General features: G+C 72.4%; 8 protein-coding genes. 4 read left to right on the plus strand and 4 right to left on the minus strand.

Annotation, left to right across the window (positions count from 1 at the left end):
• Positions 1-35: 35 nt before the first annotated feature.
• The 4 genes from AB3M81_RS17520 (at position 36) to icmF (ending at position 8,174) form a co-directional block, all read left to right on the plus strand.
• Entirely contained in the window at positions 36-1,196 is a 1,161-nt protein-coding gene (locus tag AB3M81_RS17520; RefSeq protein WP_412905220.1) for an exonuclease SbcCD subunit D, read from the plus strand.
• Positions 1,193-4,081, plus strand: a complete 2,889-nt coding sequence (locus tag AB3M81_RS17525; RefSeq protein ID WP_412905221.1) for an AAA family ATPase — start codon at positions 1,193-1,195, stop codon at positions 4,079-4,081. Before AB3M81_RS17520 ends, AB3M81_RS17525 begins: the two co-directional genes overlap by 4 nt.
• A 46-nt stretch (positions 4,082-4,127) precedes the next feature.
• Entirely contained in the window at positions 4,128-4,796 is a 669-nt protein-coding gene (locus AB3M81_RS17530) for a TetR/AcrR family transcriptional regulator (RefSeq protein WP_412905222.1), read from the plus strand.
• Between the two features lie 231 nt (positions 4,797-5,027).
• Entirely contained in the window at positions 5,028-8,174 is a 3,147-nt protein-coding gene (gene icmF, locus AB3M81_RS17535; RefSeq protein ID WP_412905223.1) for a fused isobutyryl-CoA mutase/GTPase IcmF, read from the plus strand.
• A gap of 9 nt (positions 8,175-8,183) precedes the next feature.
• On the opposite strand, the gene soxR is transcribed toward icmF, so the two are convergent.
• The 4 genes from soxR to AB3M81_RS17555 all read right to left on the minus strand — a co-directional run bounded on the left by soxR (position 8,184) and on the right by AB3M81_RS17555 (position 12,190).
• The gene (soxR, locus tag AB3M81_RS17540) at positions 8,184-8,621 is read right to left on the minus strand and encodes a redox-sensitive transcriptional activator SoxR (RefSeq protein ID WP_412905224.1); all 438 of its coding nucleotides are present in this window, start codon (positions 8,619-8,621) and stop codon (positions 8,184-8,186) included.
• Between the two features lie 187 nt (positions 8,622-8,808).
• Entirely contained in the window at positions 8,809-9,789 is a 981-nt protein-coding gene (locus AB3M81_RS17545) for an SRPBCC family protein (RefSeq protein WP_412905225.1), read from the minus strand.
• An 11-nt stretch (positions 9,790-9,800) separates the two neighbouring features.
• Positions 9,801-10,151 carry an ArsR/SmtB family transcription factor gene (locus AB3M81_RS17550; RefSeq protein WP_412905226.1) on the minus strand — a complete coding sequence of 117 codons (351 nt, stop codon included), beginning with the start codon at positions 10,149-10,151 and terminating at the stop codon, positions 9,801-9,803.
• A 50-nt stretch (positions 10,152-10,201) separates the two neighbouring features.
• Complete coding sequence (locus AB3M81_RS17555; protein ID WP_412905227.1) at positions 10,202-12,190, minus strand: metallophosphoesterase; 1,989 nt, start codon at positions 12,188-12,190, stop codon at positions 10,202-10,204.
• Positions 12,191-12,375: the final 185 nt, after the last annotated feature.

Consider the following 12,375-nt stretch of genomic DNA (forward strand, 5'->3'; position numbering starts at 1 on the left):
CGGATTTGTCGGTGCGTCTGATTAGCGTCGAAAGCGTGAAGATCCTGCACACGTCCGACTGGCACATCGGTCGCACGTTCCACCAGCACTCGACCGCCGACGCGCTCGCGTCGGTGCTCGACGCGCTGGTCGCCCTGGTGCGCGATCACGAGGTCGACGTCGTCGTCGTGGCCGGCGACGTCTTCGACTCGTCCACCCCGTCGGCGGCGGCCGTCGAGGAGCTCGATCGCGTGCTGCTGAGCCTGCGCGCCACGGGCGCCACGGTCATCGTCACGAGCGGCAACCACGACTCCCCGGCGCGGCTCGGCGCGAAGGCCGCGTTTGCGCGCGAGTCGGGCGTGCACATCATCACGCGTCCCGAGGACCACGCCACGCCCGTCACGGTCGAGGACCGGCACGGGCCGGTCCACTTCTACGGCATCGCCTACCTCGAGCCGGCGCTCATCCGGCACCGCTGGCCCGAGCAGCGGCTGACGAACCAGGCCACGGCCGTCGGCTTCGCGCTCGACAACATCCGCGCCGACCTGGCACAGCGCGACGGCGACCGCTCCGTCGTCCTGGCGCACACCTTCGTCTCGGGCGCCGAGGGCGAGTCGTGCGAGTCCGAGCGCGGCATCACCGTCGGCGGCGTCGACCGCGTGCCGGTGCCCGCGTTCGACGGCATCACGTACGCCGCGCTCGGCCACATCCACGGCCGCAACACGCTGGCGCCGCACGTGCGCTACAGCGGCGCGCCCCTGCACCTGTCGTTCTCCGAGCAGGACAAGCCCCGCGGCGCCTGGCTCGTCACGCTCGACGCGGCCGGGCTCGGCGAGGTCGAGTGGCTCGACCTGCCGGTCCCGCGGCCGCTCGCCACCATCACCGGCACGCTCGACGAGCTGCTCTCCGACGCCGCGCTGGCCCGGCACGAGCAGCACTGGGTGCGCGCGGTCCTCACCGACGTCTCGCGTCCCAGCGACCCGATGCGCCGGCTCCAGCGGCGCTTCGCGCACTGCGCGCTGCTGGACTTCCGTCCCAGTCGTGTGCACGACGGCGGCGCGCCGGCCGACCCGCGCCGCCTCGCGACGCTGACCGACCAGCAGGTGATGGCCGAGTTCCTCGCCTTCGTCCGCAACGGCGAGGGACCCACGGACGAGGAGGCGGCCATCCTCGACCACCTCGTCAGCGAGGTCGCCGGCACGGACGTCAGCCGATGAGGATCCATCGCATCGAGATGACGGGCTTCGGCCCGTTCCGCCAGACCCAGGTCGTGGACTTCGAGGCCTTCGACGACCACGGCATCTTCCTCATCACGGGGCGCACGGGAGCCGGCAAGTCCAGCATCCTCGACGCCATCGTCTACGCGCTGTACGACTCCGCGCCGCGCTACGGCGGCGGCAGCGCTCGCCGGGTCCGCAGCGACCACTGCACGCCCGACGAGCCGACCCGTGTCGAGCTCGTCTTCAGCGCGGGCGGCCAGACGTACCGGATCGTGCGCCAGCCCGAGTACGTGCGGCCCAAGTCGCGCGGCGAGGGCCTCACCACCGAGAAGGCGAAGGCCGAGCTGTGCCGCCTGGACGGCGGCCAGTGGGTCGGCGTCGCCTCCCAGCTGCGCGTCGTGGGCGAGGAGCTGCACCAGATCCTGCCGCTGTCGTGCGACCAGTTCCTGCAGGTCGTGCTGCTCGCCCAGGGGCAGTTCCAGCGATTCCTCGTGGCCTCCAGCGACGAGCGCCAGCGGCTGCTGCGCACGCTGTTCCGCAGCGACCGGTTCACCGAGTACGACGCCGTCATGCAGCGTCGCGCCGCGGCGCTGCGCAAGGAGCTGCAGATCGCCGAGTCCGGCATCGAGGCCACGATCGAGCGCCTCGTCGAGCACAGCGGCGGCCCCGCCCCCGAGACGGCGAACGAGGAGTGGCTGACCGGTCTGCTCGACGCCCACCAGACCGACGTCGAGGTCGCCCAGGCCGATCTCGAGCAGGCCGACAAGGAGCTGCGCGCCGCGCAGGACGTGCTGCAGCAGGCCACCGACCTGGCCGCGCGCCAGCACCGGTTCACGGCGGCCAGCGCCGAGCTCGGCCGGCTGCTCGCCGAGGTCGACGCGATCGAGCAGGACCGCACCCGCCGCGACCGCGCGGTCGCCGCCCAGTCCGTGGCGGTCGCGCACACCTCGCTGCGCTCCGCGGCCACGCGCGCCCGGGACGCCGATGCCGAGCTCGGTGCGGCGCTGACCCGCTTCACCGAGGTCGTCGGCACCCACCCGCCCGAGGACCTGCCCGCCCACGCCGATCGGCTGACGTCCGAGCTGGCCCTGCTGCAGGCGCGGCTGGCCGACGAGCAGCGCCTCGAGCAGCTGCGGGCCGGCGCCGAGTCCCTGCGCGAGCAGCTGGCCTCCGTGACCGAGCGCCTCGAGCGGCTCACGCAGGAGTGCGAGCAGCAGCAGTCCGTCGTGGACGCGCCCATCGAGCTCTCGTCCGAGCAGGCCCGCCACGCGCTGGACCTGCTGCGCGACGAGGTCGCGCAGGCGACGCGCCGCGTCCGGGCCGAGGAGGAGCTCGCCACCGCCCAGCGGGAGGAGCTGCGCTGCGGCCGCGACCGCACCGCCGCGTCCGCCGCGCTCGACGCCCTGCAGGAGCGCCGCCTGGCCAACTACGCCGGCACGCTCGCCGCCGAGCTGCGCGAGGGCGAGCCGTGCGCCGTGTGCGGTGGCGTCGAGCACCCCGCCCCGGCCGGTCTCGCCGCCGAGCCGGTCACCGAGGAGATGCTCGACGAGGCGCGGACCGCCCTCGACGAGGCGTCCTCGTGTGCGCGCGCCGCGAGCGATCGCGTCGTCGCGCTGCGGACCACGGTCGACGGTCTCGCCGCCGTCCGTCCGTTGGCCGATCTCGAGACCGCCGTGCAGCAGGCGCAGCAGCGGCTCGAGCAGGCGCAGCAGGCCGAGGCGGCTCGTACGCGCGCCCAGTCGGCGTGCGAGCGGCTCACCGCGGAGCGGCAGGACCTCGAGGTCCGCCAGGTCACGCTGCAGCAGGGGATCGAGCACGCCACGGCCCAGGTCGCCGAGCTGGCCGCCGGCGTCGAGCAGGCGCGCGGGGCCGCCGGCTCGGTCGTCGAGCGCATCGAGATCGTCACGGGGCACATCGCGGCGACGAGCGACCTGATCGCGGCGCGGGCCGCCGCGGCGAACGCGCAGGACCAGCTCGGCGAGGCCGCCAAGTCGTTCGACGAGATGCTCGCCCACCACGGCTTCGACGACGAGGAGGCGTTCTCGGCCGCGCGCCTGCAGGACGGCGCCCTGCGCGACCTCACCGCTCGGATCGCCGCGCACGACCGCGCCCGCGCCGGTGCCGAGGCCGCCCTCGCGGCGCCCGAGCTGCAGGACCTGCCCACCGAGCCCGCCGACGTCGAGGGTCCCCGCACGGCGCACGCCGAGGCGGAGAAGGTCTGCGACGCGGCGAAGGAGCACGTCGGGGCGGTGCGCAAGGTCGCCGAGATGACCGGCCGGCTCGCTGCCGCGATCCGCCGCGGCTGGGAGGGCAGCGCCCGCGCCCGGGCCGAGTACGAGGTGCTCGACCGGCTGGCGAAGTCGTTGCACGGCGAGCCGCCGAACACGCGGCGCGTGCGCCTCGAGAGCTACGTCCTCGCGGCCGAGCTCGACCAGATCGTCGCCGCGGCGAACGTGCGGCTGCACGAGATGTCCTCGGGCCGCTACGCCCTGCGCCGCAGCGAGGACGTCGCCACCCGTGGCACCAACGCCGGCCTCGAGGTCCAGGTCATGGACGAGTACACCAGCCAGGCCCGCACGCCCGAGTCGCTCTCCGGCGGCGAGAAGTTCCTCGCCTCGCTGGCCCTCGCGCTCGGCCTGGCCGAGGTCGTCACGAGTCGCGCGGGCGGCATCACGCTCGACACGCTGTTCATCGACGAGGGCTTCGGCTCGCTCGACGCCGAGACGCTCGACGTCGCGATGCACACGCTGGACTCGTTGCGCGAGAACGGCCGCACAATCGGCCTGATCAGCCACGTCGAGACGATGAAGGAGCGGATCCCCGCCCAGCTCTCCGTCGTCAGGACGCCGGCCGGGTGCAGCGCCGTCGAGTCCCGCGTTTGACCTGAAACGACAAGCGTCACAGGCGTCCCGGGCGTATCGTGACAAGATGCGCGACGACGGGTTCCTGAGTCTCCTGCCGCAGCGCCTCGACCTGCCACGAGGGCGGTCCGCCCTGCCGGAGTCCGAGGTCGCGGAGTCGCGACGCGGGCGCATCCTGCAGGCCACGCTCGACGAGGTCGCCGGCTCCGGCTACGCCGCCACGACGGTCGCCTCGATCACCAAGCGCGCCCACGTCTCGCGCACCTCGTTCTACGAGGCGTTCAAGGACAAGGAGCAGGCGTTCGCCGCGGCGCACTGGAACGCCAGCGAGCTCGCGCTCGGCCGCGTGTGGCGGCCCGCGCTGACCGGGGCGGACGTCGACTTCGACACGCGCATGCGCACCGCCGTCGCGGCGTACGTCGGCGTGCTGGAGCGGGCGCGCGCGTTCACGATCTGCTTCTACGTCGAGATCCGGGCTGCGGGGGAGCGCCTGCAGTGCCAGCGCGACGAGATCACCGACCAGCACCTGGCGATCCTGCGTGACCTCGCCGAGGCGTCCGGAGTCGGCCGCTCCGGCAGCGCTCTCGACCGCGACGTCCTGCGTGGCGTGCTGGGCGCGTTCGACGAGCTCGTGGGCCGCGCGGTCCGCGCGCAGCGTCACGACGAGGAGCTCGACCTGGGCTCGGTCGTCGAGCCGTTCACGCGGCTGCTGCTGGCTGTGATGCATGGCACCTGACGACACGCGCCCGGCGCGGCGCGCGTGCCGATTCCGCGGGCCACGGCGCGTGTACGTTGTGGTCGGCGATGCGGCTCGACCCCCCCTCGATGAGCCCCGCCGTGCCGGTCGGCGTCCCCGTCATCTCCCCGAGGACGGGGGCGCCGACACCCGACCAGAACAGTGTGACCTGGATGACATCGGGCGACGCGCATCGTACATTACTAGGACATCCTAGTAATTGAGGTCGCCATGCACGTCCCGACGCATCCCGTGCGCTTCGTCACCGCCTCGAGCCTGTTCGACGGCCACGACGCGAGCATCAACATCATGCGGCGCATCCTGCAGAGCCAGGGCGCCGAGGTGATCCACCTGGGCCACAACCGCTCGGTCGCCGAGATCGTCGACGCCGCGGTGGAGGAGGACGTCCAGGGCGTCGCGGTGAGCTCGTACCAGGGCGGGCACGTGGAGTACTTCGAGTACCTCGTGCAGCTGCTCGCCGAGCGCGGTGCCGGCCACACCCGGGTCTTCGGCGGCGGGGGAGGCGTCATCGTCCCCGACGAGATCGCGCGGCTCCGCGAGGCCGGCGTGACGATCTTCAGTCCGCAGGACGGCCAGCGGCTGGGACTCGTCGGGATGATCAACACGCTCATCGAGCAGTGCGACGTCGACCTCGTCGAGCTCGGCCTGCCCGAGCCGGACGCCGTCGTGGCCGGCGACCGGACGGCGGTCGCGCGTGCCGTCACGGCGGCCGAGCAGGGCCGACTGCCGCAGGGCCTCGCGGACGCCGTCGCGCGGGCGGCGGAGCGGTCGACCGCCCCGGTGCTGGGCATCACCGGCACGGGCGGCTCGGGCAAGAGCTCGCTCACGGACGAGCTGGTGCGGCGGCTGCGGGTGGACCACGCCGACAAGCTGCGGGTGGCCGTGGTGGCGATCGACCCGACCCGGCGCAAGGGCGGCGGCGCGCTGCTCGGCGACCGGATCCGGATGAACGCGCTCGGCGGCCCCGTGACGTTCCGCTCGCTCGCCACGCGCGGCAGTCACGAGGTGCCCGAGCACCTGGCGGACGTGGTCGCGGTGCTCAAGGGCGCCGGTCACGACCTGGTCATCGTGGAGACGCCCGGCATCGGCCAGGGCGACGCCGGCATCCTGCCGTACGTCGACCGCTCGCTCTACGTCATGACGCCCGAGTTCGGCGCGGCCAGCCAGCTGGAGAAGATCGACATGCTCGACTTCGCCGACGTCGTCGCGATCAACAAGTTCGAGCGCCGCGGCGCCAAGGACGCGCTGCGCGACGTGGGCCGCCAGCTCGTGCGCAACCGCGAGGCGTTCGGCCAGCAGCCGTCCGACATGCCCGTGTTCGGCACGTCGGCGGCCCACTTCAACGACGACGGCGTGACCGCGCTGTACCAGGAGCTGCGCGACGTCCTCGGCCTCGAGCCGGGCGTCCTGCCGCGCGTGGACGTGCGGCACTCGACCGACGAGCACCACCTCGTGCCGCCGCAGCGGATCCGCTACCTCGCCGAGATCGCCGAGACCGTGCGTGGCTTCCACGCCGAGACCGAGCGGCTCGCCGACCTCGCCGACCGCGCGCAGCACCTGGCGACCGCGGCCGCGATGCTGCCCGACGACGAGGCCGTCGCGGAGGCGGCGCGGAAGGCGCTCGACGACCTGCCGGCCGACGTGCGGAGCGCGTTCGAGCAGTGGCCTGCGGTCGTCGAGTCCTACTCCGGCGACGAGCAGGTCGTGAAGGTGCGCGACCGCGAGCTGCGGTTCCGGCTCGCGCGCGAGACGCTCTCAGGCAACCAGGTCCGCCGCGTGAGCCTGCCGACGTACCGCGCGCACGGCGACCTCGTGCGGTTCTGGCGGCGCGAGAACCTGCCCGGCCACTTCCCGTTCACGGCCGGGGTCTTCACGTTCAAGCGCGACAACGAGGACCCGGCGCGCATGTTCGCCGGCGAGGGCGACCCCTTCCGCACGAACCGCCGCTTCAAGCTGCTCAGCGAGGGTCAGCCGGCCACCCGCCTGTCGACCGCGTTCGACTCGGTGACGCTCTACGGCCGCGACCCCGACGAGCGCCCCGACGTGTACGGCAAGGTCGGCACGTCGGGCGTCTCGGTCGCGACCCTCGACGACATGCGGGCGCTCTACGACGGCTTCGACCTGCTCGACCCGTCCACGAGCGTGTCGATGACGATCAACGGGCCCGCGCCGACGGTGCTGGCGTTCTTCCTCAACACCGTGATCGACCAGGCGGCCGAGCGCGGCATCAGCGCCGAGCAGGCACTGCGCGAGGTCCGCGGCACCGTGCAGGCCGACATCCTCAAGGAGGACCAGGGCCAGAACACGTGCCTGTTCTCCACCGAGTTCAGCCTGCGGATGATGGGCGACATCCAGGAGTGGTTCATCGAGCACGGCGTCCGGAACTTCTACTCCGTGTCGATCTCGGGCTATCACATCGCCGAGGCCGGGGCGAACCCCATCAGCCAGCTCGCGTTCACGCTCGCGAACGGCTTCACCTACGTCGAGTCGTACCTCGCGCGCGGCATGGACATCGACGACTTCGCGCCGAACCTGTCGTTCTTCTTCAGCAACGGCATGGACCCGGAGTACTCGGTCATGGGCCGCGTCGCCCGCCGCATCTGGGCGATCGCGATGCGGGAGAGGTACGGCGCGAACGAGCGCAGCCAGAAGCTCAAGTACCACGTGCAGACGTCCGGCCGGTCCCTGCACGCACAGGAGATGAACTTCAACGACATCCGCACCACGCTGCAGGCGCTCATCGCGATCTACGACAACGCCAACAGCCTGCACACGAACGCCTTCGACGAGGCTGTCACGACCCCGTCGGAGGAGTCCGTCCGCCGGGCGCTCGCGATCCAGCTCATCATCAACCGCGAATGGGGCCTGGCGATGAACGAGAACCCGCTGCAGGGCTCCTTCGTCATCGACGAGCTCACCGACCTCGTCGAGGAGGCGGTGCTGCGCGAGTTCGAGGCGATCAGCGAGCGCGGCGGCGTGCTCGGCGCGATGGAGACCGGCTACCAGCGCGGCCGGATCCAGGACGAGTCGATGCTCTACGAGCACCGCAAGCACGACGGCTCGCTGCCCATCATCGGCGTCAACACCTTCAAGAACCCCCACGGGGACGACGTGCCGCAGAAGCTCGAGCTGGCGCGCGCGACGGAGGAGGAGAAGCAGTCGCAGCTGCGCCGCGTGCGGTCGTTCAAGGAGGCGCACCGCGACGAGGCCGAGGCCGCGCTCGCCCGCCTCAAGGAGGCCGCGACGAGCCACGAGAACGTGTTCGCCGTCCTGATGGACGCCGCCCGGGTCTGCACGCTGCAGCAGGTCACCGAGGCGTTCTTCGAGGTGGGCGGCCAGTACCGCCGGAACGTGTAGCGGCCGGCGTCAGGCGGGGTCGAGCAGGCGGGGTCCGGCGCCCTCGGCGGCGAGCACGTCGTCGGGGTTGTGCAGCTTGCACTTCGTCAGCGAGAGGCAGCCGCAGCCGATGCAGCCGTCGAGGTCGTCGCGCAGGCGCTGCAGCCGGTCGATCCGCTCGTCGAGCGAGGTGCGCCAGCGCCGCGACAGCCGCGACCAGTCGGCCTTCGTCGGCGCCTTGTCGACCGGCAGGGTCGACAGGGCCTCGCGGATCTCGCCGAGGGAGATGCCGACGCGCTGCGACGTCCGGATGAACGCGACCCGCCGCAGGACGTCGCGCGCGTAGCGCCGCTGGTTGCCCGCCGTGCGGGTGCTGGTGATGAGCCCCTCGCGCTCATAGAAGTGCAGGGCGGACACCGCGACGCCGGCGCGCTGCGCGACCTGGGAGGGGGTGAGCAGAACAGTCATTGACCTGAACCTTAGTTGAGGTTGTTGGCTTGGTCCATGCTCCAGCCCAAGGCCCCGCGCCGCGTCCGGTCCATCCGTCGACGACCCGTCCTCCGACCCGCCGTCCCACCCGGCCGCCGGGACGGGAACGGCCTCATCGCGACCGCGCCGATCTGGCTGCGGCTGCGATGAGGCCGTGGCCCGCCGCTCAGGCCGGGACGAGGACCTGCTGCTCGAGGCGGGCGTAGCTCGCCTCCATGCCGTCGGTCATGCCGGTCGCGAGGACCTGGTCGCGCAGCTCGCGGCTCGGGTAGGTGATCAGGATCGACAGCAGGGTGCCGTCCTCGACGGGCGTCAGCGTCATCTCGTTGAGCGTGCCGTCGCCGTCCATGCCGACCATGCGCTCGGTCGTGACGGACCGGTACGGCTCCTCGCTCTCGAGCAGCTCCCCGGTGAAGCCGAAGCCGCCCTCGCCGCCGCCCTCGGGCTCCCACGCGTAGTGGTACGTGCCGCCGACCTCGTGCGCGATCTCGCACGTGGACATGACCCAGCCGTCCGGGCCCAGCAGCCAGCGCCGCATGAGCTCGGGCTCCTGGTGGGCGCGCCACACCTGCTCACGGCTGCCGCGGATGACCCGGCTGACGCGCACGTGCGTGTCGTCGAGCAGCTGCGTCGTCGTGCCGCTGCCGGACGCGAACGTCGCCAGGTCGGCCAGCACCTCGTCCATCTGGCCGATGGCGGACGTCATGCCCTCCTCCATGCCCTGCGCGACGAGCTGCTCGAGCTCGTCCACGGAGTTGAAGACCGTCCGGGTGGTCACGCGCGAGCCGGTGTCGGTGGACTCGAACGTGAACACCATCCTCATCGTCGGCATGTCGGGGTTCGGCACGCCGGGGGAGCTGGCGAAGCCGTCCTCGACCTCGAACGAGCGGCCCTCGTAGACGGACAGGAAGCGCCAGTAGCCCGCGCTCTTCTCGCCGTCGGGCCCGGTCATGTAGTAGTGAGACTCGCCACCGCGCGCCATGTCGTGGCGCGTGAACGTGGCGGGCCACTCGACGGGGCCCCAGAAGCGCTCGAGCTGGCGGGGGTCGGCGTAGGCGTCCCACAGCCGGCGGACGGGGACGGGGAACTCGGCCACGACGGTCATCGTGAGGTCGTCGGTGTCCTTGGTGACGGAGGTGATGGGCATGGTCGTGCCTTTCAGGAGGTGGGATCGTCGGTGAGCAGGGCGTCGAGGCGTTCGACCCGAGAGCGCCACAGCAGCTCGAACTCGTCCAGCAGGCGCTGGGCGCGCGCGATGACGGCGGGATTGCCGCGGACCAGTCGTTCGCGGCCCCGGCGGTGCTTCGTCACGAGACCGGCTCCCTCCAGGACGGCCACGTGCTTCTGCACCGCGGCGAACGACATGGCGTAGGACTCGGCCAGCCGGGAGACGGAGGCCTCGCCCACGAGGGTGCGCCGCACGATGTCGCGGCGCGTGGCGTCGGCGAGGGCGTGGAAGATCCGGTCGACCTCGTCGTCGGTGAGCTCGGAGTGCGTATTTACAACCATTTGGTTGCAGATTAGGCCGGAGCCCCGCCCTGGGTCAAGGGCTTTTCCGATCAGGGGCTCTCGCGCAGCGTCAGGTCGTCGAAGTGCGTCGTGACGGGTGCGGTCGCGCCGCTGCTCATGTACGTCGAGAGCGTGATCCCGCCCGGCGCCTGCAGGCTCGCGGTGGCATCGGTGACGGAGGCCTGCCAGGCCGGCTCGGGCGTCCCGGCGGGGAAGATCTTCGCCGACAGCGTCGTGGTGCCGCCGGCCGTCACGGTGCGCACGACGGTCGTGTACCGGGTGTTCGCCGCGATCGTCAGCCCCGAGACCTGCACCGAGCGCAGCACGGTCTCGGTCCCGTTGACCCGCCGCGCGAGGTCGAGCCGGGGCCTCCCGGCCGTGCCGATGTTGAGCGTCAGCCGGTAGTCGTCGCGTGCCGTCACCGCCCGGGGCACGAGCCGCGTCCACAGCACGCCCTGCGACGACGGGCGGCTCCAGGCCAGGTCGGTGCGCAGCTCGACGTCGCGCGCCGGGCTGCCGTTCAGCGTGGAGAACGCCTCGGTGCCCGCCTGGGTGAGGACGTGCTGGCCCGTCCCGCCGGCGACCGCGTACAGGCTCGTGCGTCCCTGCACCGCCCACGTCCCGCCGCGGTCGGCCGTTCCCCACCCTCCGGTCACCGACCGGGCGAACCGGTCCTCGACCCGCGGCCCGGCGGGCGGGGGCGTCCGGACCGTCCGCACGGGCGACGTCACCGTGCTCGTGCCGTCGGACACGCGCACGCGCCACTCGTACTCGGTGTCGGGCTCCAGGCCCGCCCAGCTCGCCGAGGCCGTCTCGCCCGAGGCGGCTCGCACGGTCGTGATCGGCGTGAAGGGGACCGGCTGCGGATCGGACGCGGGGAACGCGAACGGCAGGGTGAAGGCCGAGTCCGCGTCGGTCTCGTACTGGTTGAGGTAGGGCGAGTAGGTGGCGGCGGTGACCGTGCCGGCGGCCGGGTCGAAGCGGTACGTCCGCAGCCAGCCGTTGCCGCCGTTCGCGCGGGCCTGGTAGTTCGACAGGACCTGGTGGACCGGCCGGCCGCACGCGTTGGCGTCCGTGCGGCGCGCCTCGCCGAGGTCGCCGCTGTTCTCGTGCCCGCTCAGCACCAGTCGCACCTGGCAGTGCGTGCGGACGAAGTCGCGCCACAGGCCCTCCTGCGGCGTGCCGCCGGGCCGTTGGGGGACGGTGCGTCGCGTGCCGTCGAGGTTGAGGAACGAGTGGGTGAACATGATGACCTGGCGGTCCGGGTGGGCCGCGAGCACGCGGTCGGCCCACTCCAGCGAGGCCGGCGGCGCCTCCCACTCGAGGCCGAGCACGAGCCAGTCGACGCCGCCCGCGCTGAACAGCGAGTAGTTGTTCATGTTGCGGCGGTCGACCGGGTCGTCGCCGAACTGGTCCTGGCCCATGAAGCCGCCGTAGCGGGCCGTCGACGGGGTCGGGGTGAGCGTCGAGAAGCGGGTCGTCGGGAACCAGCGGTCGTACTCGGTGAAGCCGCCCGTGCGGTAGTCGAAGTCGTGGTTGCCCGGCACGACGGCGTAGGGGACCTTGCGATCCTCGAGGACCTTGAGTCCGTCCGACGTCCACGGCCAGTGGCCGGCGTAGTCCCATGCGCTCACCAGGTCGCCGAGCTGGACGACGAACTGCGTGTTGAGGGCCGCGCGCTGGTCGGCGATCCAGCGCGTCTGCTGCGCGATCATCGGGCCGCGGGTGCGGTTCGTGTAGTTCTGCAGGTCGGGCAGTGCGACGACCGTGAACGGCTCACCGGCCGACCCGCCGCCGGTCGTCTCGCCCTTCCTGCGCCCCTCGAACGTGACGTCGAGCGGGTCGCCGTCGGGGTCGGAGGCGACGACGCTCAGGGCGGGATCGGCCGTCGTCGAGACCGCGCCGTCGGCCGGGGAGACGAGCTGGACCGTCGGCTCGGCGGCGGCCGCGGGGGTCACCGGGGCGAGGACCGCGAGCAGCGCCGCGCAGGCGGAGAGGGTCAGGGCGTGTCGCCGGTGCGGCGCGACGGACGTGCGCATCGCCACCTCCAGGAGGTGCTGCTGGACGGGTCGTGAACCTCGATCGTCGCACCGTCCCGCGGCGGCGGGACATGGCTCGTTCTGGGGGTCTTGCCCGGCCCGTAGGGCCCTAGATGTACTCGGCTGAGACGTTCATGACAGTCGGCTGATCGGGGGTAGTCCTTCGAGGGCTGTGTGGCGTCGTC

It is taken from the genome of Aeromicrobium jepli, assembly GCF_047246605.1.
GTDB lineage: Bacteria > Actinomycetota > Actinomycetes > Propionibacteriales > Nocardioidaceae > Aeromicrobium.